We start from the raw sequence: 22266 nt of genomic DNA on the forward strand, positions 1-22266 counted from the left end.
CTCCAATCTGTGGATGAAGCGAAAGCAGTTACTGCCTGCCATGGGGAGCGTGCGCCTGTAACCCGGGGATTTCCCACGGAAAGCGCCAGAAATGGCCAAACTCCGAAGATCCAAACGCGACTCTCCGCAACGACGCGACATTCCGCGCTCTCAGGCCGCGTTATTCAGACCTTCCCTAGGGCGACTGTCACCGCTTTCGCCATGAGTGGTGAATGCTCTTTCAGATAGGCCTGGATTTCTAGCAGCCTGGCGTGGGCGCTTGGTGTCCAATACACCCTCACGCAGACAATTCAAGCTGCCGAAGCACATCCTCAGCAGCAATCAACTGTCCGCCATCTGCCTCTTCGATCCCCTTTTCAATAGCCCGGTGCAGTGCGGCTTGGTAGATCAGGTCCTCCCAGCGTGCATCTTCCGGCAACGCATCCACCAGTTGGTGAGCTTGCTGTTTGAAGAGAGCGGACATGGCAGGCATCTCACGAAGAGTTGGTTCGATTCTAGTCCCCCAGCTGCGGGAGAGCCAGAACCGCTGGGGACGATCGCCGTATGCGGAGGGCAGTCGCTCATGGCGTGTGAGTGCGTACAACCGTCACAACCAATTCTCCCTCGCGCGCAGTGATTTGCAGCTTGCAACCGACCGCAAACCCCAACTGCTCCAGCCACAGCCCGCGCAAGCGCACGCTGGGAATCCGCTGGCTGTGCGGCCGGCCAGGCTCCGCCTCGTAGAACGCATAACCCACCGTGCAGCGCGTGGGCGTGCGCGCCTTGCGCGGTGGGCGCGGCGGCAGATCGTCCGCGCGGCGCTTGGGGCGACGGTCGAAGTCGAGGTTGTCCACATCGAACGTGGGCGAGGGAACCAGCCGCACGGGCTGTGCATCGATCGCGCGCTCAGGCTGCTTGGCGGTAGCGGTGCGTTTGGTATCCGGCTTGGACAGCTTGGCGGTTGGAGACTGCGCCCGGCTCATTGCCTCACCTCCACAAACACCATGGGGTGATGAAGCCCACTAATCTGCACTATCGATACATTTTCCATGACAATGCCTCCTTCGAAGAACAGGCACCGTCGCCGGCCGGCGACGGGATGTCGGGAGGTTAGAAACCGCTCATAGCCGGCGGGCGTATTCCTCCCGGAGGAGTGTTGTATTAGCCGCCCTCCCGACGCAGGCATCGCGTCGGCTTGCACCTGCAGGCAGGCACAAAAAACCCACCAGTTTGACGGAGGTGGGTACCGCTATGAGAGGAGTTTCTACGCTCCTTGAGGCAGAGGTTGCTACTGGTTTCTTGGGATGTCAACTGCGGGAGCGTCAGGAGTAGGTGTAAGGTGAATCCCACTTCGTCGTTGCCCGGTATTCGCCTAATGAACGGCTACAATTCTTTTTCAGTCGCCAAGAACAAGTTTGCCAGTGAATAAAGATATGAAGGTGTACAAATGGGTGAGATTTTTTTACTGGACGATTCTTAGTGCATTCGTTCTGCTTGGCGTGTTCTTCAGTCCTACCTCTGGACAATTCTTTCTCGGAGCAGCAATTTTTGTTCTGATTTCTCTGTTCGTCTGCTTGGTTAAGTGTCCCCACTGTAACCAATGTGTCGGGTACAGGTCCTTTGGGCTACTTGCAGTGATGTGGCCTTTCGGTGGCTGGTGTTTAAATTGCCAAAGAAAATTATTCGGCAAGGCGGCTTCTTCTTCGAGTAATCCATTGAATCAGGCAGGACGCCGTAAAGATGGAAATAGTTGATATAAGTACCCATTGGCCAGCCATCTCCATTGCAAGCTTGTTGTCAATGTAGACAGGTCCAAACATTAGATATAGGACAACAAGGAAGCAAGAGCTAATAAAAGAGAAAGCTATTCGATAGAGTATTTTCATTCTTCGATCTCTCAGAATGGCGTCTCGACAGGGCTGCATTCATCGCACTTGAGCCACTTCAGGCCAACAAGCTCAGACTTGCCCCACTGAAGCCCGATACCCGCATCAAGGCCGCCGCCACCCAGTGAGCATGAGGTGCCGTTCTTTGAAACGGCAGGTGTCCACTCGCTTCCCATTTGGTATGCATTGCAGCCGCCACCAAAGCCTCCTACGGAAACTCCGGCATTTTCCATAAAAAACAGGCCGACTAAATTACTTGGAACGATATCTGGTAGCTGGTCCTCCAATGTCACATTTCCAGCTGTCGATGTGACCGGAAGATACTTTAATCCCGCCCCAAATCCTGCACCCCATGCTCTCACGAGAACGTGTGCTTTTCGCCCGTTGACACATTGGGATGTGAGATCGAATACGTAAGCACCCACGGATAAAGCACCGACGCCAACAGCAGCAGGCATAGCATTGCCGCTCCAACGAACGAGTCCATTAGTGTCTTTCCACATAAGCGGACTAGATCCGGTGTAGCTATAAGTTGTCGATCCGCCGTCAAGTCCAATCGGATCACTTTGCCCATACCGCCCGGTAGCCGCCTCATAATCCCGGAAGTAGTTCTGATTCAATCCACTCGCCGCATCAAACCGCTGCCCCGGAAAGCGCATATCCAGCACCAGCGCCGCACCATCGCCATCAGGGTCCTGATTCGGCGCGGTGTTGCCGAAAGCTTCGCCCTTCAAACTCCACGTCCACACCGCCACATCGCGGGCGGGTTCGATCACTACGCGCGGGCTGCCCAGGTGATCGGGCTCGATGTAGTGCAGCTTGTTGGCGTTAGCCAGCAGGCCGACCGGTAGATCGTCCAGCCAGATTGCCTGCTGCTTGGGTGCGCCGTTGTTGTCGTAGTCACCCAGCCAGTGGCCGGCTTCGTCATAGAGCGTGTAGGTGTTGGTGGTGCCGAGGAAGCGGCGCACCTGTTCGCCACGGCCGTTGTAGCGGTAGTTCATGGTCACCGCGCCGGCGCGGCGGGCCTGGGTCATGCGGCCGGTGGTGTCGTAGGTGTATTGCCGCGCGGTGCCGCCGATGGCGGTGGTGTTGCCGGTGGCATCGTAAGTTCGGGCGACGCCTGCCACGGCGCTGAGGCGATGGCTGTCGGCCGGATAGCTGTAGGCCTGCGTGGCCGTGCCGACCTTGGCGCTGAGGCGGTTGCCGGTGGCGTCGTAGCTGTAGCCGTCGATTAGCGTGCCGGTATTCCCGTCCTTGAGGCCGGTCAGGCGGCCCAGGGCGTCGTAGCCCAGGCCGATCTCCGGCGTGGGATTGCCAGCGGGCGTCAATGCGGTGAGGTTGCCGGCCGGGTCGAAGCCGAAGCCGGCTTCCAGTCCGCCCGGGCGGGTGTCCTGGATCGCCTGCGGGCGGTAGTCCAGATCGTACTGGCGGGTGAGGGTGCGGCCATTGCCGTAGCTCCAGCTGGCAGCCGGGCCGAACGGGTAGTAGCTGGCGTTGCCCAGCAGCACTTGGCGGCTGCCGCCGGCCGGGGTCACGCCGACCTCGGTGGTCTGGCCTTGCGCGTTACGCACGTAATCGACCACTGCACCGTCTGGATACGTCATGCGGCGCAGCTGCCCGCCAACGGTGTAGTCGTAGCGCAGCACCAGCGCCTTGCCGTTGCTGGTCTGCACCTTGCGCACCAAGTCGCCGAAGCGGTTGTAGCAGTACTGGGTGATGGCGCCGCCGTCCTGCATCTTGGTCAGGCGACCGATGGAGAAGGTCTCCCCGCTCGGGCAGGCCGTCTGCGTCACGTCATAGCTGTAGGCAACATTGAGGCCGCTGGTGGGGTAAGTGACCTTGGTCAGGCGATTGAGCGCGTCGTAGCCATAGGCAGTGGTGTTGCCGCGCGCGTCGGTCTGGGTGGCGCGGTTGCCGGCGCTGTCGTAGGTGTAGCTGGTGACGCCGGTATCCGGGCTGGTGAGCTTCACCAGATCGCCGAAGCCGTTGTACTCGTACCTGGTGTCCAGGCCCTTGGGGTCGGTGACCTTGGTGAGGTTGTCCAGCGCGTCGTAGTCGAATTTGGTGTTGGCCTTGATGCCGGCGACATCCTGCAGCGTGCGCGACAGGCGGTTCAACGGGTCGTACTCGCTCTGCGTCGCGGTTGCCAGCGCGTCGGTCACCTTGGTGGCGTTGCCGTTGGCGTCGTACTCGAAATCGGTCGGATCGCTGGCCGCGGTGGCCTGCGTCTTGAGTTGCCCGAGCTGGTTGTAGACACGCGAGAGCGTGCGCTTAAACGTGCCGGCCGCGTCCTTGGTGTCTTCCTTGACGCGATTGCCGGCGTTGTCCAGCGTGTAATGGATGGTATTGCCCGCGTTATCGGTGATATCGGTCAGCCGATGCGCCGCATCGTAGTTGAAGGCAGTGAACGCACCATCGGGCTGGGTGACCTGCTTGACCAGGCCGGTGGGCCAGTAGTCGATGCGGGTGATGCGGTCATCGGTCTCGCTAGATGCGTCGCTTCCGCGCACCTTGCTAGCCGTCAGCCAACCGCGTGGGTGATAGGTGTAGTCGGTGATGATGCCGTTGGCGTCCTTGATCGACAGCGGGCGGCCGGCGCCGTCGTAGGCGAGATATTCGGTGACTTGGCCGAGGGCATCTGTGATCTTTTGCAGGTCGCCTTTGCGGTAGGTACATGTCGCAAAAGAGGATGCGCAACGTGCTTCATCGCTCGCGTAGTAAGCGTAATCGACTCTGCGCGAAGCTGTCTGTGCGCTTGTATCTACAACAAGCAATAAGCCTAGCTGAGGGCAGTGCCCTGTATCCACGTCCGTCTGCTCGCAATAAGAAGAGACGGAGACTCGCTCGCTGCCATTGGTGGGATCGACAAGGCGTAACGCAGTAACTTGACCTCTAGCGTTGTATGTCGACGTGCTTTGTCTGACGCTATTGCCGGAGAGATCGTGTGTCGTGCTTTCCAGGACACGGCCAAACGATGGATCACGGATATACGTCGTTGTCCGCTGTCCCGGGGTGCCCTTGGCTTCGGTCAGCACCAGATCCCTGCCACACTCGTCCTGATCATGATCGGAGATGTTTCCCGCTCCGTCTCGATGCTCGTTCACATGTCCATTTTCATCGTAACTCCATGCTTCGCTAGACAGAGTGCAATTAGTGCAGTATCTGGAGCTGTTTGTCGCAGTCCTGATGCCGTTATAGGTCGTGAAAGAGCGGTAGTTCAATGCGCCGGAAGGCTCGACAATTTTTACGTTTACGCTGTCCATATAGTTGACATCGTAACGGTCGCTATTGTCGCCATGCATCGATGTAATCGCCCGGCCATCGGCGTCATAGCGATACGTTGCATAACGCTTTGCGGTCTCATCGATGATGCCGGTGAGAGCATTGGCCGAGGAGGCGCTAGAGGTTTGTGCTGGCTCGCCATAGAGATAAGTAACAATATCGCCGTCAGGATACAAAGCTGACGTTAGATGATTTTCCGAATCGTATTCAAACGTATAAACTCCTTTGTCGGGTCCGATCAATTCGGACAGTCTTCCCTGTGGGTCGTAGTACAGTTGAATCGAGCGTCCCTGCCAAGAGGTAATCTGGCTTGGATGCTGGACAGAGGCGGTTGCGTAGGTCAAATGAGTCGTCAGGCCATCGAGTTGCTCGATGCTTAACAGGCGGCCAGCTAGATCGTATGCCTCGGTGGCGCTGTCCTTCCGTTCTTTAAAGTGCCATTCGACGGTAGTGCCAGTCGCATCGCGGGCTTCAACCAAAGAGCTTGTCTGTCCGCTATCAGGAAGCCACTTTCCATTTGGCTGCCAAAAGAACGTGATCGACCTGCCGTCAGGGCGCTTTGCATATGCAATCTTGCCGCTGGAAGCGTCGCTTGGAAAAGCGATTCTGGATGAATAGCTGTGTGTCCATCCTATTCCAAGGGCAGCATCCGAGCTGGTTCTGGAGCTATTGTAGTAACGGGAAAAACCAATTTCAAATGACTCGCTAATGTCGACGGCTTGTTGGAACTTGTTACCTGTTGCAACATTGATTGGATTGCCTACATGCGTCCCTTTCGCCTGACATTGGCCGGGTCCAAGGTTCAGCTCTGGATTGAACGGAGCAGCTGGCCACTCGAATCCACCATAGCCGACACTCCAGTAATAAGGGCAAGTGTCACAATTTTTCAGGAAGATAGCGCCTGTATAGCCATTTGCACTTGGGGTAATGCGCTCGCAGCGGTATTGAGTTGCCTGAAACGGAACAACTCGTGCTTCGTAGTTGATTTTGGCATTGGCGAGGCACGCCACATAGGCGGCTGACTGTGTCGGATAATCTTGCGCATGCGCTATGCTGTTTGATAGACAAAGGAATGCTATTATGGTTGAAATAATAATAATAAAATATCGTTTCAATTTATTTCCCAAATGTTATCTGCGATACAGCAAGGTTTGGGCTGGATACGTCCAATTGGCTTCTGGGTGTTCTGCGAATCTGAGCAGGGATTCGGTAGCTCCGGCTATCCCTTTTTTTCCGTGGCTAGTCCGCTGTACTTAGTATCCAATCTCCGCGCTTCCTGTGTTAAATGCCCAAGTTGGCTGCCGCTGTTATTTACTACATCGTCAGCCAGAGCCAGCCGTTGTTCACGTGAAGCCTGCGCTGCCAGCATCTGACTGGCCAGTGCGGGCGTGCTGCCATCGCGTTGCATAAGCCGGGTGTGCTGTAGTTCGACCGGTGCATCGACGACCAGGACGCGATCCAGCCAGGGGTACGTAGCACGGCCGCCCGCTTCGGTCAGCAGGGGAATTGCGACGATCGCATAAGGGCCCAAGGCTTCCTGAGCGGTGCGCTGCAGTTCTGCACGAATGGCAGGATGGGTTATCGCCTCTAGCGCTTTCCGTTGGGCTGGATCGGCGAAGACGATCTGGCGCAGTGCTTGTCGGTGCAGCGTGCCGTCCGGCAGTAGGATATCCGGGCCAAATCGTTCCACGATCGCATCGAGAATGGGGCCAGGCGCCACCACCTGCCGAGCAACAACATCGGCATCGATAACCGGCACGCCCAGCTTCTCAAACTCGGCAGCCAGGGCGCTTTTGCCGGACGCGATGCCGCCAGTGAGGCCGACGATGAAGTCGCTCATCGTCGTGCCCCGGTCAACGCAGGCCTGCGAAGTGCAGGTAGCCGTCCACCAGGTCGTTGCCCCAGAAGAACACCACCCAGCCGGCGATGGCCAGATAGGGGCCGAACGGGATCGGGGTGGCGCGGTCACGGCCCTTGGCCACCAGCCAGATCGAGCCGAGGATGGCGCCGACCAGCGAGGAGATCAGGATGATCGGCAGGATGCCTTTCAACCCGCACCACGCGCCAAGCGCCGCCAGCAGTTTGAAGTCGCCATGGCCCATGCCTTCTTTGCCGGTGAGCTGCTTGAACAGCCACCACACCGTCCATAGCGAGACATAGCCGACCGCCGCGCCCAGCAGGGCGGGCTTGGCCGGCATGTAGAGGTTGTCCATCGAGCCGACCAGTCCCAGCCACATCAGTGGCAGGGTCAGCTGGTCCGGCAGCAGCTTGTGGCGCAGGTCAATACCCGACATCGCCACCAGAAAGCAGCTCAGCACGATCGCACCGAAGCCCTGCCAACCGAAGCCGAAGCGCCAGACGCTGGCCACGCACAGGATCGAGGTCAGCAACTCCACCAGCGGGTATTGGATGGAGATCGGCTTGCCGCTGTAGCGCGACTTGCCGCGCAGCATCAGCCAGCTGAAGAGCGGGATGTTCTCCCACCACTTGAGCTTGTCGCCGGTCACCGGGTCGTGCGAGGGCTCCACCACGATCCCCGGTGGTGGTGGCTCGTAGATGTCCGGTAGCTCCAGGATCTCGCGCGCATCGCGCCGCCACTGCCACTCCATGCGCTTGGGCAAGCGCAGGATCACCACGTTCAGGAAGCTGCCGATCAGCAGTCCCAGTCCGGCTGCGGCGGGAAAGCCGAGACCGGGATGCTGGTCGAGAAATGCCATTACGTTTTAACCCACCACAGCGCCGAGTTTGAAGATCGGAAGATACATGCCGATGACCATGCCGCCGACGATGGTACCAATGAACACCATGATCAGCGGCTCCAGCAGGCTGCTAAGCGCATCCACGGCGTTGTTGACTTCCTGCTCGAAGTAGTCAGCCACTTTGAACAGCATCGTGTCCAAGGCGCCGGCTTCTTCGCCGATCGCGGTCATTTGCACCACCATGTGAGGAAACAGATTTACTTGTTTCATCGCCATGTTGATCGGGTAGCCGACTGACACATCGTCCCGCATCCTGAAAACGGCCTCTTCATACACCTTATTGCCAGTGGCGCCAGCTACGATCCCGAGTGCCTCCACTAGAGGAACGCCTGCCTTGAATGTCACTGCAGTCGTCCGTGCAAAACGTGCAATCGCACTGTTGTGCATGATCTGCCCGATCACTGGGACCTTGAGGATCAATCGATCAAGTGCATGCTGCATCCGTGGAGAACGCTTGTAGGCAAAGATGAAGCCAACGATAGATCCAACTGTCACCACCAGCATCAGCCACCAATAGCTGACCATGAAGCGCGAGGCGTTGACGAGGAGCTGAGTGAATGCCGGTAGTTCAGCACCGAAATTCTTGAATACCTCTTCGAACTGAGGGACCACGAAAATAAGCAAAATCGCACTCACGATGATTGCCACGGCAACCACCATGGCAGGGTAGAACATTGCCTTTTTGATCTTGCCCTTGAGGGCTTCAATGTTTTCTTTGTACGTGGCGACCGTATCTAGGACAGTCTCCAGCACACCGGCACCTTCACCCGCGCGGACAAGGTTGCGGTAGAGTTCGTCAAATTGGACGGGGTGTTTGCTGATGGACTCGTAGAGCGAGGATCCCCCCTCAATGTCTGTCCTGACCTGGCCGACCATCTTCTTCATGCGTGGGTTCTTGTGCCCCTCGCCGATGATCTCCAAAGAACTGACGATAGGAACGCCCGACTTCATCATCGTCGCCATCTGGCGGCTAAAGAACGCAATGTCTTTGGCGGTAATCTTCTTGCCGGCCGCTCCGAACAGGGGCTTTGGTTTTTGCTTCACCATGCTGGGCACGATGCCCTGACGGCGCAGCTCTGCTCGCAACATATTGGCGTTGCGGGCTGTCTGCTCTCCCTTCATCTTCACGCCACGCTTGTCAGCCCCTTCCCAAACGAAGGTCTGCAGCATGCTGGTGTTCCGGTCGACCGGTTGCTTCTTGATGGCGCTACGCGCGACTGACATGTTGGGCTCCCCATCCAGCCATCCCCAGGCCGGAATTTGTGTTGATGGTAGCGTGTTTGATTGGGAAGGACATCACTGCGAGTTGCCACACATTGATTTACCTGTTCTGGGCCACATGGCGGTCAAAATGTGACCTGACGCGTCACATCGTCTTTACCGTCCCAGTTGCGAGAAAGTGTGCTTTCATCTGCGGAAATGTCTGGCATCATCTGTTCCGGGGAGCGAAACGAGCTGGTCATTGAGGGTTGGCATACAACCTGCATGTATCAATTCGCACAACACACCCTGCCTGGATGCGTTACGTGCCCGGGCCGGAGATTTCGGCAATTCCATAAACCTCTAGGGGATGCACTCATGAAGAAGCAACAAGGTTTTACCCTGATCGAATTGATGATTGTGGTTGCGATCATCGCCATTCTGGCTGCTATCGCATTGCCGGCTTATCAGGATTACCTGGTCAAGTCGCGCGTGTCGGAAGTAGTGCTGGCTGCCTCGTCGGCCCGTACAACTGTATCGGAAGCGGCCGCTTCGGATACTGGTACTGCAATGCCGTCGACCGTCGCCATTGAAACCCAGTCGTCTAAGTACGTTTCAAGCGTCGCCTATTCCGGGGGCATCATTACTGCCACTGCCAAGGATTTGGGCGGCAGCACCCCCACCGGTACGATTACGCTTACCGGCACCAAGAATGCGAATGGTCAGGTGAATTGGGTCTGCAGCGGTACAATCGCCGCCAAGTACCGCCCGTCTACCTGCCAGTAATCCGGCAGAGGTGATGCGCCAAGTGTTGTAGTCGAGCCCCGCGCCTGCGGGGCTCGCTTTTTTCTGGATATGGACCCGGTATATGCTGACGCTGCGCAGGATCGCGCCTTGGTGCTTTGCGCTGGCGTTGATCGTCTATCTCAGGCCCTACACCGGCATTCGCCACGACGCGACGCTCTACCTGGCGCAAGCTTTGCGCCTGATTTCGCCGGACATCTTCAACCGTGACCTGTTCTTCGTCGCGGGCAGCCAAGCCAGCTTCACGCTGTTCCCTCAGCTGCTGGCGCTGCTACTAGCTTACGTAGAGCCGGGCAAGGCCTTCTTGGTGCTGACCTTCGTCAGTCGCTTGCTCTTCTATGCTGCCAGCGCCTGGGGCGTGCATGTGCTGTTCCCGGCACGCTGGCGCTGGCCCGCACTGTTGGCGTTGATCGTCATGCCCACCGGCTATGGCGCATTCAGCATGTTTTCGTATGCGGAGCCTTTCCTGACCGCGCGGCCTGTTGCCGAAGCCCTGTGCCTGCTTGCCATTGCGGCGCTGGTGCGCGATCGGATGGCTTGGGCAGTTGCCTTGTTCGCTGCTGCGGGATTGCTGCATCCCCTGCAGGCCATCGTCGCTGTGCTGGTCGCTTGGTGTTGGCTCGTTTTGGGTGACCGCCGCTGGCTGTGGTCATTGCTGCTGGTGGTGCCTGTGCTGGTCCTGGCAGCATTGAAGGTCGGGCCCCTGGCTGGCCTGTTGCTGGTGATGGACACGCAATGGCGCAGCATGATCGATGATGTGGGCGACCAGGTGTTTCTGGGCGCCTGGACGCCGCGCGACTGGTGCATCGTGCTGGCGGATGTCTATTTGCTGAGCCTGCTGGCCCAGTGGAGTGGCCCCAACGCGATGTTGGGCCGGCTTGCCAAGGCAGTACTGCTCGCCACCGTGCTTGGCCTGGGCCTGAGCTTCCTGCTGGCTGATGTCTTGAGGCTGATCCTGCCCATTGGTCTGCAGCTGTGGCGCGTGCTGTGGATAGTGCATTGGTTAGCGGCGGCGTCGATCCCGTTCCTGGTCTGGGATCAGTGGCAGCGATGGGGGGGCCACTGGATTGCTCCTTTGCTGGTGGTCACCATTGCCGTGATCGGTGCCAGCGTGCCACGCAGCACGCTGCCATGGGCGGTGCTGGGACTGATCCCGCTGCATATTGTCTGGCCGCATGTGGCTGATCGGGTGAGCCCTCCTATTCGCCGCCTACTGCTGGCAGGATTGAGCGTGGCGATGGTTGTGGCCACAGCGCGCTACCAGTTGCAGATGTGGGCGGTGTACGAAATGACCGGGCGCAATCCGGAAGTGGTCCGCCAGGACGTGATGATCTTCGCCTACCCGCTGATCTGCGGCGGGCTGGTCGCGTTGGCCGTCTGGGGTTACCGCAGTAGCGGGCCGAAAGGGCAGGCGCTGATGGGCGTGCTCTCAATAGCTGCCTTGGTGGGCGCGTTGAGCGTGTGGGATTCGCGCAGCCCGTGGACCCGGGTCCAAGAGTCCGCCCATGGCACGGCGGTGTTTAGTGAAGAAATCCCTCGTAATGCCAGCGTGTTCTGGTTTGCCAGCGAGGCCTCCCCGCGTGCGGCCTGGCTGGTACTCCGGCGTGCCAATTACTACAGCCCGCAGCAGTTGTCAGGGCAGATGTTCAACCGGCAGACGGCATTGCTGGGAAGACAGTTGAGCGCCCAAGTAGAACCGGTGACGCTGCAGTCAGAGATCTGCGAGGTGATGGCGAACGTGCAGGTGGACGCCGAACCTTGCAGGATCAGCGAGTTGGGTCTGGAACATATGTGTACGCGGCATGGTGATCTGGTGCCGCCTGATTACTTCGTGTTGCCGTTCGACCAGGAAAAGCACGTACGCAGCAGGTGGCAGGTGCGTCACCCGCGGACAGGCGAAGTGATTACTACCGAGTACCTGTACAAGTGCTCAGACTGGGTGCCGCCGCTTGCGGGGGGCGCCCAGGCATGAACGAACCGTCTGCAGTGGAAGTCGCCGCACCCTCCACGGCCCGGCGCGGCTGGGCCTCGGAAGGCGGGGGCTATCTGCTGGCTTCGGCCGTGGCGTTGCTGGTTGATCTGGGTACTTTTGGCTTGCTCGCCAGCTGGGGGTGGGGCTGGTACGGTGCTGCCACCGCTGGCTTCCTGGTAGGTAGCGTGGTGGCCTACGTCATCAGCGTGCGTTGGGTGTTCGCTACGCGCAGCCTCCATTCGCGCTCAGCAGAACTGGCAGCTTTTGTGCTGATCGGTTGTTCCGGCTTGCTTGTGGTTCAGGGGATAATGTGGCTGAGCATTGAATGGCTTGGTATGCCGGGGAGCATTGCCAGGTTGATTGCGGTGGGTTTTTCATTCAACTCCAACTTTGTACTGCGGAAATTGATTCTGTTCCGGCCGCGCGCGCGTGGCCGGTCCATTGGGGAAGGGAAGTAGCATGAGCAAGCATGTGGTGATCATTGGTGCCGGGCCCGCAGGGCTGACGGCAGCACTGGAGTTGGTGGGGCAGCCCGGCGTGCAGGTAACGTTGCTGGAGGCCGATGACTGCGTCGGCGGAATTTCACGAACGGTCAACCACAACGGCAACCGCATCGACATCGGCGGGCACCGTTTCTTCTCTAAATCGGACTGGGTGATGCAGTGGTGGGCCAATCTGATGCCCATTGAACACTCGGGTGATGTTCCTCTGAATCTGCGTTACCAGGGCCAGGCGCGCGATGGCCTGCCGGCCGGTGTCTCCGTAGCCGATGGGGCTCAGCCGACTGCCATGCTGGTACGCAACCGCCTTTCGCGAATCTATTTCAACCGACGCTTGTTTTCCTATCCGTTGAAGTTGAACGTGGACAGCTTCCGCAAGCTGGGTGTGGGCAAGTCCGTGTTGTTCGGTTTCAGCTACTTGCGTGCGCAGGTCAGCAAGATCGAGCCGGAGGTGAGCCTGGAGGATTTCCTGATCAACCGCTTCGGCCAGCGCCTGTACGGCCAGTTCTTCAAGGAGTACACCGAGAAAGTATGGGGTGTGCCCTGCAATCAGATCAGTGCCGAATGGGGCGCGCAGCGCATCAAGAGCTTGTCGGTCACCAAGGCGGTGCTGCATGCTCTAAAGGGCATGCTTGGCCTGAATGGAAAGGTTGCGCAGACTTCGCTGATCGAAAATTTTCTGTACCCCAAGCATGGGCCCGGTGAGATGTGGGAGACCGCTGCGCAGTTGTTCAAAGCGCGTGGTGGCACCCTGCTGATGAAGCACAAGGCTGTGGGCCTGGCCGTGGATGTTGGGCAAGTACGCAACGTGACCGTGCAGAACGAGGCGGGCGAGGCCTTTAAATTGGACTGCAGCCACGTGGTGTCGACGATGCCTATGCGTGACTTGGTGGCCGCCTCGCGGCAGAGCTGGGGCGAGGACATTGTGGCCATCGCCGACAACCTGCAGTACCGCGACTTCATCACCGTTGGCCTGCTTTATCGGGCCAGCGAGTTGCCGCGTGCGTTGGGTGACAACTGGATATACATCCAGGAGCCGGGCGTGAACGTGGGGCGTGTACAGATTTTCAACAACTGGAGCCCGCACATGGTCAAGGACGCGTCCATGGTGTGGATGGGCTTAGAGTTCTTCTGTCGCGAAACCGACGAGCTCTGGAAGATGCCCGATACCGACCTGCAGCAGTTGGCGCAACGCGAGATGCTGCAAATCGGGCTGGTTTCTGCCGCTGCTGCGCAGGACGCGGTGGTGATTCGGGTGCCAAAAGCCTACCCGGGCTATTTCGGCGAATCATATGCACGCTTCGACCAATTGCGTACGGCGTTGGACGCGGTGCCCAATCTGTTTCTGGTGGGGCGCAACGGCATGCATCGCTATAACAATCAGGACCATTCGATGCTGACGGCCAAGGAAGCGGCCGAGCAAATCCTGACCGGCAATGTGGATAAGAGCCGCCTGTGGTCGATCAACGTGGACGATGAGTACCACGAAGAAGCCAAGGCCTGAGCATGCCCTAGCCCTGAGCCGTCCGCAGTTTGTGCCGGAGATGGTGGGGCGCGCCGGATTGTTGTGATGTTTGATCGGACGTGGAGTCAGGTAGATGTGGAACATCCTTGTCTGTGGAGGGGCGGGGTATATCGGCAGCCACATGTCGCAGTGGCTGGCCGAACAAGGGCATGCGGTGACGGTGCTGGACAATCTGTCCACCGGGCACCGCCAAGCAGTGAAATGGGGTGAGTTCTTCCAGGGCGACTTGCTGGATGAAGTGTCGCTGGCGCGTGCCTTCGATAAGCGCCGCTATGACGTGGTGATGCATTTTGCGGCGACCTCGCTGGTGGCCGCATCGGTGGGCGATCCGTTTCCTACCTATCAGAACAACGTGACTGGCACGTTGAACTTGCTGGCGCAGATGCGCCGCCGAGGCGTGGAAAAATTGGTGTTCTCTTCCACTGCGGCGGTGTTCGGGCAGTCGCCGGTGGCGCTGATCGATGAGCACCAACCAATGCACCCGATCACGCCTTATGGTGCTAGCAAGCTGATGGTCGAACGCATCTTGGCAGATGCGTATGCGGCCTATGGCTTGTCTTCGGTAGTACTTCGCTACTTCAATGCTGCCGGTGCCCTTGCCGAGCATGGCATTGGCGAGGCGCATGCGTGTGAGACCCACCTGATTCCGAACGCGCTGAGGGCAGCAGCCGGGCAAGCGCCGCCGCTAAAAGTGTATGGCGCAGACTATCCCACGGCCGACGGCACCTGCATCCGTGATTATGTCCACGTGCAGGACCTTGCCAGAGCTCACGCGCTGGCGGTTTCTCTACTGGAATGCAATCCAGGGGCACACGATTTCAACCTGGGCAGTGAGCAGGGCTATTCGGTCATGGATGTCGTCGCTGCGGCGGAACAGGTGGTCGGTCGGCCCGTGCCTTTCGAGCTGGTTGGGAGGCGTCCTGGAGACCCGGCGCGTTTGGTGGCCTCGAGTTCCAAAGCACGGCAAGTGCTGGGTTGGGAGCGTAGCTGGCAAGATATGTCCGCGATCATCGACAGCGCCTGGCGCTGGCACCGCACGCAACTGTTTTGAAAACAGTGAACGGTCTACCAGAGCATGCGTTCACTTGAGTTGCACGGTTAATATGTCGACTCGAAATACAACACGGCGGCCGCCTTGGGCGATGTGCCGGGCTCAATAGGGGAAATGCATGAACGCCGTTAACACCGCTAACCTCGTCGGCATTACCGGCCTTGCCCGTCGCCTAGTCCAGGATGGCGCGCTGGATGAAGCTGCAGCTCGCGATGCCATGGCAAACGCGGCTGCAGCCAGGCAGCCGCTGCCAATCTGGCTCACTCAGAACAAGATCGTCGGTGCCGCGCAACTGGCTGCCGCCAACGCAGTCGAGTTCGGCATGCCATTGATGGACGTGTCGGTATTCGACGCCAGCCAGAGTGCCGTCAAGCTGGTCAGCGAGGAATTGCTTCAGAAGTACCAGGTACTGCCGCTGTTCAGGCGCGGTAACCGGTTGTTCATAGGGGTGAGTGACCCGACCCAGACGCGTGCGCTGGACGACATCAAGTTCCACACCAATCTGGTTGTAGAGCCGATTCTGGTCGATGAGGATCAGATTCGTCGCACATTGGAGCAATGGCAGGCCAATAGCGCTTCGTTTGGCTCGTCAATGGGTGACGATGACGAAGAAATGGGCGACCTGGATGTCTCGTCAGGGGACGAGGACATGGGCGCCGGCGGGGATTCCGGGGTCGATGCCAAGGGCGACGACACGCCGGTGGTGAAGTTCGTCAACAAGGTGCTGGTGGATGCGATCCGGCGGGGAGCTTCCGACATCCATTTCGAGCCGTATGAAGACGACTACCGGGTGCGCTTGCGGATCGACGGGCTGTTGAAGAACGTGGCCAAGGCGCCGGTGAAGCTGAGCCAGCGCATCGCGGCGCGCTTGAAGGTGATGTCGCAGCTGGATATCGCCGAGAAGCGGGTGCCGCAGGACGGGCGCATCAAGCTCAACCTGTCCAAGACCAAGCAGATCGACTTCCGTGTCAGTACCTTGCCGACCCTGTTCGGCGAGAAGGTGGTGCTGCGTATCCTGGACGCCAGCGCGGCCAAGCTGGGGATCGAGAAGCTGGGCTATGAGGCGGATCAGCAGAAGCTGTTTCTGGATGCGATCCACAAGCCTTACGGCATGGTGCTGGTGACCGGGCCGACCGGTTCGGGTAAGACGGTGTCGTTGTATACGGCGCTGGGCATCCTCAACGATGAGACGCGCAACATCTCCACGGCCGAGGATCCGGTCGAAATCCGCTTGCCTGGTGTGAATCAGGTGCAGCAGAACGTGAAGCGCGGCATGACGTTTGCTGCGGCATTGCGCTCGTTCCTCCGCCAGGATCCGGACATCATCATGGTCGGCGAAATCCGCGACCTGGAGACGGCCGAGATCGCCATCAAGGCGGCGCAGACCGGTCACATGGTGCTGTCGACGCTGCACACCAACGATGCGCCGCAGACCATTGCGCGCCTGATGAACATGGGCATTGCGCCGTACAACATCACTTCGTCGGTGACCTTGGTTATTGCGCAGCGCCTGGCGCGGCGCTTGTGCAACAACTGCAAGCGCAAGGCGCCGCTGCCGGAGCACGCGCTGCTTGCCGAAGGCTTCACGCCAGAGCAGGTCGCTTCCGGCATCGAGCTGTACGAAGCGGTTGGTTGCGATGAGTGCACGGAAGGCTACAAGGGCCGTACCGGTATCTACCAGGTGATGCCGATGACCGACGAGATCGGTGCGATCGTGCTGGAAGGCGGTAATGCAATGCAGATCGTCGAGGCCGCGCAGAAGATCGGCATCCGCGATCTGCGGCAGTCGGCGCTGGTGAAGGCGGCGCATGGGGTGACGAGCCTGGCTGAGATCAATCGGGTGACCAAGGATTGAGTGGAGCATCAGTCGTCATCCTGATCGACTGACGGTTCTTCGATCTGCGTGATGCAACTATCGAACACTTCTTCCAGCGGGGCGTAATCGCATGACACTGCGGTGATGCAGGCTGCAACCCAGGTGCCTGCGCTCACATGCTTCCACGAGACCGCCAGTCCATTGAGCAGCAACCAATGCTCAAAGAATAGGCGCTGAGTCCGACCGTTTCCCTCACGGAAGGGGGGGAATCATGTTCAGTTCGCCATAGAGCTCTGCGACCAACTGTATCTGTGCGGAGCGAGGCAGCGTGGTCGGATCGGTAGCGTCCAGCTGGCTCAGAACTCGATTTGCTTCGGCTTCTATGCGACTGCTGATGCAAAATCGCGTGGCGCCCTTGGCGATATCCACGGTTCTGAGCATGCCTGCCCAATCGTAGACTTCATCGAACAGTTGCCGATGTAGGCTGCAAAGATAAGCAAGATCGAATGGCGGTGCGCCTATTTCGATGGATTGCACTGCGGTTGCTGCGAAGGCGGCTTCGGCTGCCTCCAACATATCCGGGTCGACGATGTTCAGTTTATTGCGGAGAACGCCTGTGTCGGGATAACAGGCGGGGTCAGCGACGATCGCATACTTGCCTTTCATCCTGGGCGGGAAAGGGCCAAGTACTTCTTGCGCAATGCATCTTTGCTGGGTAAGGGGTTCTGATTGTTTGCGGCTGTGTCAGCGGTTTTAATGCCTTCCAGACGTTGACTGGCGGCAAAGTTGTCTCTGCGGGTGGCGCGATAATGCTCGACAACGGTCTCTAGTCTAGGCTTTTTCATGGCGACTTCTCGGACACGTGGCTATCGCAATTATACCCGGATGGGCGAGGGTGAGATTTGGTGTCCCCCCCTCACTCCATCCCCAACTTCTTCAGCTTGTAGCGCAACGCACGAAACGTGATGCCCAGCTGCGCGGCGGTTCTGGTCTTGTTCCAACGATTCTCTTCCAGCGCTTTCTGGATCGCGGCGCGCTCGAGTTGCTCGATGTAAGAGGGCAGGGCGGCCGAGGCGGGGTCGATGTCGACTACGGCTTCGCGCGGTTCGATGGCGGCGCTGCCGGGGCTGGCGGCGAGGCGATGGCCGCCGTGGGCGGGCAGGCGCAGGTCGCTGGCGCTGATCTGGTCGTCTTCGGCCAGGGCCAGGGCGCGTTCGAGGATGTTTTCCAGTTCGCGCACGTTGCCGGGGAAGCCGTATGTGTCCAGCGCGTCGAGCGCGGATTGGGTCAGTAGCGGAATCGGACGGCCGTGGCTACGCGCCAGGCGCGCGATGATGGCGGCAGCCAGTTGCGGCAGGTCGCCGCTGCGTTCGCGCAGTGGCGGCACGCGCAGTTCGATCACGTTGATGCGGTAGTACAGGTCGTGGCGGAAACGGCCGTCGGAGACCAGGTCGCCGAGATTCTTGTGGGTGGCCGAGAGGATGCGCACGTCCACCAGCGATTCGGTGGAGGCACCGACCGGGCGTACCGATTTTTCCTGGATGGCGCGCAGCAGTTTGACCTGCATCTGCAGCGGTAATTCGGCCACTTCGTCCAGGAACAGCGTGCCGCCATGCGCGGCCTGGAACAGGCCGGGCTTGTCGGCATGCGCGCCGGTGAAGCTGCCCTTTTTGTGACCGAAGAATTCGCTTTCCATCAGTTCGGCGGGAATGGCGCCGCAGTTCACCGGCACGAACGGCCCGGCGGCGCGTGCGCCTTGCTCGTGGATGGTGCGTGCGACCAACTCCTTGCCCACGCCCGATTCGCCGACGATGTAAACAGGCGCCTGGCTGCGCGCGACCTTGCCGATGGTGGCGCGCAGGCTTTCCATCGCGCTGGAGTCGCCGAGCAGGCGGCTGGCTTGCTCCGGCGGTGGCGGCGGCGGGGCGGGGCGGTCGCGGTTGTTCAATTCCAGTGCGTGCTTGACCAGGCCGCGCAGCACGCTGATGTCCACCGGCTTGCTGACGAAGTCGAATGCGCCAGCCTTCAGCGCTTCCACCGCCAGGTCCATGCTGCCGAACGCGGTGATCATCGCCACCGGGGTCTGCGGATACTGCTTGGAGATTTCGGTGACCAGTTCGATGCCGTTGCCATCGGGCAAGCGCATGTCGGTCAGGCAGAGGTCGTAAGGGTTGTTGGCCAGCAGCTCGCGCGCTTCGGCCAGGTTGGCAGCGGTGCTGATGCGCAGGCCCATCCGGCCCAGGGTGAGAACAAGCAACTCGCGGATATCACGCTCGTCATCGACAACCAGGGCACTTTTGGGTTCGCTCATGGTGCGCACGATAGCCCAGCGCGATGACAGACGACAATTGTCGTCGGGGTTTGGGCCCACGCAGAGCCACCACACACGTCCGTCCATCAATGCGTCGCGCTATCACCTTGGGTCCGCGTTGCAGACAATGCAGCGCCGCAATCACTCACTTCCCAAGCAAGCCATTGGGTCCCTGCAACAGGATCCGGAAACACGCGCCGCCGCCCGGCACCGAGACGTAATCCAGTTGCGCCTGGTTGGCGCGGCACAGCTCCTGGGCGATGTACAGGCCGAGCCCGGTGCCGTGCTCGGAGGTGGTGTAGAACGGGCGGAACAGTTGTGCGGCCACCGTCTCCGGAATGCCGGGCCCGCGGTCGATGACATCGATCACCGCCATGCGCTCCAGGCGCTCCACGCGCAGCTTGACCCGCGCCGGTTCGTCCATGACCCGGCCGTACTTGAGTGCGTTGTGGACCAGTGCGGTCAGGATCTGGTGCAGATGCTTGGGGTCGACCAGCGCATGCACCGAGGCGCCTTGGATGCTGGCTTCCAGGATGTCGGTTTCCATCGACAGGGTCTGCCGGTACTCGACCACGAAGCGGCGTACGAACGCGGCCAGATCCAGATTGTCCGGGTTGGCGCGCTCGCGCCGGGCCAGTGCGAGCACGCTTTCGACGATGCCGTTGGTGCGTTGGCATTGCTGGTGGATGATCTGTAGCAGGCGGCGGTCGGCATCGCCGATGTCCGGGGATTCTTCCAGCAGTTGCGAGGCGTAGCTGATTGCGGCGAGCGGGTTGCGGATTTCGTGCGCCAGGCTGGCAGAAAAGCGTCCCATTGCCGACAGGGTGAGCGATTCGGCGCGGCGCGAGACTACCGTGGCGTCGTCCAGAAAGATCAGTACCAGGTCGCTGTCGGCGAGCAGGCGCACGAAGCGCGGCTGCACTTCCGGGCGGTCGGCGCCCAGTTGCAGTGGGGCCTCTTCCTCGCGCCAGCCGCTGCGCCAGCGTTGCAGGCGGCGCGCCAGTTCCGGGGTGAGTGCGGCCAGCGACAGGTCGGCCGGGGCGTTGCGCTGGTCGCCATCGCCCAGCAACGCCAGTGCCGCTTCGTTGGCCAGGGTGATGTGGTTGTGCGTATCGACCACCAGCACGCCGGTGCGCATGCGGCGGATGATCAGTTCGTTGATTTCGTAGAGATTGGCCACCTGCGCGCCGCGTTCTTCGGCCAGCACCTGGTTGCGGCGCGCGCGCGAGCCGATCTGTTCGCAGATGAAGGCCACCGCGACGTAGCTGGTGGCGAACATGGCCAGTTCGGCCACCGGGCGGGCGGCGCCGCCGCCTTCGAGCAGGGTCCACAGGTATTCCAGCACGATGGCGCCGCTGGCGAGCACCGCGATGCTCATGCCGTAGCGCAGGCGCAGCAGCAGCGAGGCGGCGGCGACATTGAACAGCAGCATCATCGCGATGCCGGCACTGGCACCGGGCAGGGCGTGCGTGGCCAGGGTGGCGGCAAGGATGTCGGCTAGCACCGAGCAGAACACAGTGGTGGTCAGCCTGCGCTCGCTGCGGCCCCAGAACAGCAGCGGCACGGCGATGCAGAGGTACCCGATCGCCACACCGGCGGCCAGGCGCGGGTAGCGCGGCTCGGGGATGGCATCGGACAAGGGGCTGAACACCAGTGCGGCGATCAGGCCCGCCACCAGCACCCGGTACAGCGAAAAAAAGTACAGCTCGCGCTGCGGCGCTGACTGGAACCGGTCGATAAGCGATGCGCTGGATGGCAAACCGATTCCCCCGCTGGAACGAGCCGCGAGTATAGGCAGGTGCGCGGTTTGCGCAGCACGTGTGCACACTGCGGCGCCGCGCGCAAGCGCTGCAATCGGGCCGGCACGATCGTCGAATTTTGCGCCGCACGGCGCGGTCAGCCACAATAGGCGGCCCGTTCGCGTCTCTTGACGTGCCGCCCTGGCGGTCTGCGTTGCACGCAGCGGTCGTTTCCTTTTCCCACGGTGACGCATGAATTTCCACGAATACCAGTCAAAACAGCTGCTTGCCGAGTACGGCATTCCCGTCCCGGCCGGTAAGGTCGCGGCTACTCCGGACGAAGCGGTCGAAGCCGCCAATTCCCTGGGCAAGGGCCCCTGGATGGTGAAAGCGCAGATCCATGCGGGCGGCCGCGGCAAGGCTGGCGGCGTCAAGTTCTGCAAGACCACCGACGACGTGAAGGCCGCAGCAGCCAAGATGCTCGGTACCAAGATGTCCACCTATCAGACCGCCGGCGTCGAGCTGCCGATCAACCTGGTGCTGGTGACCACCGCCGGTGAGATCGTCAAGGAGCTGTACCTGTCGGTGCTGGTCGACCGTGGCACCAAGACCATCACCTACATCGCTTCTTCGGAAGGCGGCGTGGAAATCGAGCAGGTCGCTGCCGAAACCCCGGAACTGATCCACGCGCTCAACGTCGATTTCGTCGAAGGCGTGCAGGGCTACCACGGCCGCGATTTCGGCTTCAAGCTCGGCCTGACCGCCAAGCAGGCCGGCCAGTTCGCCAGCATCATGGTGAACCTGTACAAGCTGTTCAACGAAAAGGATCTGGCGCTGGTTGAAATCAACCCGCTGGCGATCCTGGACGACGGCAACCTGTATGCGCTGGACGGCAAGTTCGACAGCGACGACAACGCCGCGTTCCGTCAGAAGCAGCTGGTCGCCATGCGCGACAAGACGCAGGAAGACGAGACCGAAGTGACCGCGTCCGAGCTGGACATCAACTACGTCACCATGGACGGCAACATCGGTTGCATGGTCAACGGCGCAGGCCTGGCCATGGCCACCATGGACGTGATCAAGCTCAACGGCGGCGAGCCGGCGAACTTCCTGGACGTGGGCGGCGGTGCCAACAAGCAGCGCGTCATCGAAGCGTTCAAGCTGATCCTGTCCTCGGACAAGGTCGAAGGCATCTTCGTCAACATCTTCGGCGGCATCGTTCGCTGCGACATGATTGCCGAGGGCATCATCGCTGCGGTCAAGGAAGTGGGCGTCAAGGTTCCGGTCGTGGTGCGCCTGGAAGGCACCAACGTGGAAGAAGGCAAGCAGCTGCTGCGCGACAGCGGCATGGCCATCATCCCGGCCGACAACATCAACGACGGTGCCAAGAAAGTCGTTGAAGCTGTCAAGAACGCCGCCTGATTCACGACACCGAAGGAACT

At 60.1% G+C, this 22266-nt stretch carries 18 protein-coding genes; 7 read left to right on the forward strand and 11 right to left on the reverse strand.

Annotated elements, in window-relative coordinates; all coding sequences use genetic code 11:
* Positions 1 to 277 precede the first annotated feature (277 nt).
* From FFY45_RS00005 to FFY45_RS00030, 6 genes are all read right to left on the reverse strand, one after another.
* Positions 278 to 463 carry a hypothetical protein gene (locus FFY45_RS00005; RefSeq protein ID WP_006448358.1) on the reverse strand — a complete coding sequence of 62 codons (186 nt, stop codon included), beginning with the start codon at positions 461 to 463 and terminating at the stop codon, positions 278 to 280.
* Between the two features lie 97 nt (positions 464 to 560).
* Positions 561 to 962 (reverse strand): SymE family type I addiction module toxin, encoded by a 402-nt coding sequence (locus FFY45_RS00010; RefSeq protein ID WP_176338856.1) that lies wholly within the window; start codon positions 960 to 962, stop codon positions 561 to 563.
* Between the two features lie 914 nt (positions 963 to 1876).
* Complete coding sequence (locus FFY45_RS00015) at positions 1877 to 6262, reverse strand: DUF6531 domain-containing protein (RefSeq protein ID WP_255171826.1); 4386 nt, start codon at positions 6260 to 6262, stop codon at positions 1877 to 1879.
* A gap of 104 nt (positions 6263 to 6366) precedes the next feature.
* Positions 6367 to 6987, reverse strand: a complete 621-nt coding sequence (gene coaE / locus FFY45_RS00020; protein ID WP_176338857.1) for a dephospho-CoA kinase — start codon at positions 6985 to 6987, stop codon at positions 6367 to 6369.
* Between the two features lie 13 nt (positions 6988 to 7000).
* Positions 7001 to 7864: a prepilin peptidase gene (locus tag FFY45_RS00025; protein WP_016849610.1), complete on the reverse strand. Its 864-nt coding sequence runs from the start codon at positions 7862 to 7864 to the stop codon at positions 7001 to 7003.
* A gap of 6 nt (positions 7865 to 7870) precedes the next feature.
* Complete coding sequence (locus FFY45_RS00030) at positions 7871 to 9130, reverse strand: type II secretion system F family protein (protein ID WP_176338858.1); 1260 nt, start codon at positions 9128 to 9130, stop codon at positions 7871 to 7873.
* Between the two features lie 354 nt (positions 9131 to 9484).
* Here FFY45_RS00030 and FFY45_RS00035 point away from each other — a divergent pair, with 354 nt between their 5' ends.
* The 6 genes from FFY45_RS00035 (at position 9485) to pilB (ending at position 16813) form a co-directional block, all read left to right on the forward strand.
* Positions 9485 to 9892 (forward strand): pilin, encoded by a 408-nt coding sequence (locus FFY45_RS00035; protein WP_176338859.1) that lies wholly within the window; start codon positions 9485 to 9487, stop codon positions 9890 to 9892.
* A gap of 82 nt (positions 9893 to 9974) precedes the next feature.
* On the forward strand, positions 9975 to 11882 hold the full coding sequence (locus tag FFY45_RS00040; RefSeq protein ID WP_176338860.1) for a hypothetical protein: 1908 nt from the start codon (positions 9975 to 9977) through the stop codon (positions 11880 to 11882).
* The gene (locus tag FFY45_RS00045) at positions 11879 to 12340 is read left to right on the forward strand and encodes a GtrA family protein (RefSeq protein WP_176338861.1); all 462 of its coding nucleotides are present in this window, start codon (positions 11879 to 11881) and stop codon (positions 12338 to 12340) included. Before FFY45_RS00040 ends, FFY45_RS00045 begins: the two co-directional genes overlap by 4 nt.
* Before the next feature lies 1 nt (position 12341).
* On the forward strand, positions 12342 to 13886 hold the full coding sequence (locus tag FFY45_RS00050; protein ID WP_176338862.1) for an NAD(P)/FAD-dependent oxidoreductase: 1545 nt from the start codon (positions 12342 to 12344) through the stop codon (positions 13884 to 13886).
* Between the two features lie 94 nt (positions 13887 to 13980).
* On the forward strand, positions 13981 to 14958 hold the full coding sequence (gene galE, locus FFY45_RS00055) for a UDP-glucose 4-epimerase GalE (RefSeq protein WP_176338863.1): 978 nt from the start codon (positions 13981 to 13983) through the stop codon (positions 14956 to 14958).
* A 118-nt stretch (positions 14959 to 15076) separates the two neighbouring features.
* Complete coding sequence (pilB, locus tag FFY45_RS00060; protein WP_176338864.1) at positions 15077 to 16813, forward strand: type IV-A pilus assembly ATPase PilB; 1737 nt, start codon at positions 15077 to 15079, stop codon at positions 16811 to 16813.
* Between the two features lie 8 nt (positions 16814 to 16821).
* Here the strand turns inward: pilB and FFY45_RS22040 are convergent, their stop codons facing one another.
* The 5 genes from FFY45_RS22040 to FFY45_RS00080 form a co-directional block, all read right to left on the reverse strand.
* Positions 16822 to 16950 carry a hypothetical protein gene (locus tag FFY45_RS22040; RefSeq protein ID WP_255171827.1) on the reverse strand — a complete coding sequence of 43 codons (129 nt, stop codon included), beginning with the start codon at positions 16948 to 16950 and terminating at the stop codon, positions 16822 to 16824.
* Positions 16951 to 17026: 76 nt separating this feature from the next.
* Positions 17027 to 17440 carry a Fic/DOC family protein gene (locus FFY45_RS22045; protein ID WP_255171829.1) on the reverse strand — a complete coding sequence of 138 codons (414 nt, stop codon included), beginning with the start codon at positions 17438 to 17440 and terminating at the stop codon, positions 17027 to 17029.
* Positions 17437 to 17619, reverse strand: a complete 183-nt coding sequence (locus FFY45_RS00070; RefSeq protein ID WP_176338865.1) for a YhfG family protein — start codon at positions 17617 to 17619, stop codon at positions 17437 to 17439. Before FFY45_RS00070 ends, FFY45_RS22045 begins: the two co-directional genes overlap by 4 nt.
* A 71-nt stretch (positions 17620 to 17690) precedes the next feature.
* A complete protein-coding gene (locus FFY45_RS00075) occupies positions 17691 to 19085 on the reverse strand; it encodes a sigma-54-dependent transcriptional regulator (protein WP_217902393.1) in 1395 nt (464 codons plus the stop codon).
* 145 nt (positions 19086 to 19230) lie between these two features.
* Positions 19231 to 20844 carry a sensor histidine kinase gene (locus FFY45_RS00080; RefSeq protein ID WP_176338867.1) on the reverse strand — a complete coding sequence of 538 codons (1614 nt, stop codon included), beginning with the start codon at positions 20842 to 20844 and terminating at the stop codon, positions 19231 to 19233.
* Between the two features lie 232 nt (positions 20845 to 21076).
* Between FFY45_RS00080 and sucC the strand changes: the two genes are divergently transcribed.
* Entirely contained in the window at positions 21077 to 22246 is a 1170-nt protein-coding gene (sucC, locus tag FFY45_RS00085) for an ADP-forming succinate--CoA ligase subunit beta (protein ID WP_006450728.1), read from the forward strand.
* Positions 22247 to 22266 lie beyond the last annotated feature (20 nt).

Origin of the sequence: Xanthomonas hortorum (assembly GCF_011305375.1) — a bacterium.
Classification (GTDB): domain Bacteria; phylum Pseudomonadota; class Gammaproteobacteria; order Xanthomonadales; family Xanthomonadaceae; genus Xanthomonas; species Xanthomonas hortorum_E.

Coding starts and splice junctions, on each gene's coding strand:
- FFY45_RS00005 (WP_006448358.1), bottom strand. CDS start 463: ATGTCCGCTCTCTTCAAACAGCAAGCTCACCAACTGGTGGATGCGTTG.
- FFY45_RS00010 (WP_176338856.1), bottom strand. CDS start 962: ATGAGCCGGGCGCAGTCTCCAACCGCCAAGCTGTCCAAGCCGGATACC.
- coaE (WP_176338857.1), bottom strand. CDS start 6,987: ATGAGCGACTTCATCGTCGGCCTCACTGGCGGCATCGCGTCCGGCAAA.
- FFY45_RS00025 (WP_016849610.1), bottom strand. CDS start 7,864: ATGGCATTTCTCGACCAGCATCCCGGTCTCGGCTTTCCCGCCGCAGCC.
- FFY45_RS00030 (WP_176338858.1), bottom strand. CDS start 9,130: ATGTCAGTCGCGCGTAGCGCCATCAAGAAGCAACCGGTCGACCGGAAC.
- FFY45_RS00035 (WP_176338859.1), top strand. CDS start 9,485: ATGAAGAAGCAACAAGGTTTTACCCTGATCGAATTGATGATTGTGGTT.
- FFY45_RS00040 (WP_176338860.1), top strand. CDS start 9,975: ATGCTGACGCTGCGCAGGATCGCGCCTTGGTGCTTTGCGCTGGCGTTG.
- FFY45_RS00045 (WP_176338861.1), top strand. CDS start 11,879: ATGAACGAACCGTCTGCAGTGGAAGTCGCCGCACCCTCCACGGCCCGG.
- FFY45_RS00050 (WP_176338862.1), top strand. CDS start 12,342: ATGAGCAAGCATGTGGTGATCATTGGTGCCGGGCCCGCAGGGCTGACG.
- galE (WP_176338863.1), top strand. CDS start 13,981: ATGTGGAACATCCTTGTCTGTGGAGGGGCGGGGTATATCGGCAGCCAC.
- pilB (WP_176338864.1), top strand. CDS start 15,077: ATGAACGCCGTTAACACCGCTAACCTCGTCGGCATTACCGGCCTTGCC.
- FFY45_RS22045 (WP_255171829.1), bottom strand. CDS start 17,440: ATGAAAGGCAAGTATGCGATCGTCGCTGACCCCGCCTGTTATCCCGAC.
- FFY45_RS00070 (WP_176338865.1), bottom strand. CDS start 17,619: ATGAAAAAGCCTAGACTAGAGACCGTTGTCGAGCATTATCGCGCCACC.
- FFY45_RS00075 (WP_217902393.1), bottom strand. CDS start 19,085: ATGAGCGAACCCAAAAGTGCCCTGGTTGTCGATGACGAGCGTGATATC.
- sucC (WP_006450728.1), top strand. CDS start 21,077: ATGAATTTCCACGAATACCAGTCAAAACAGCTGCTTGCCGAGTACGGC.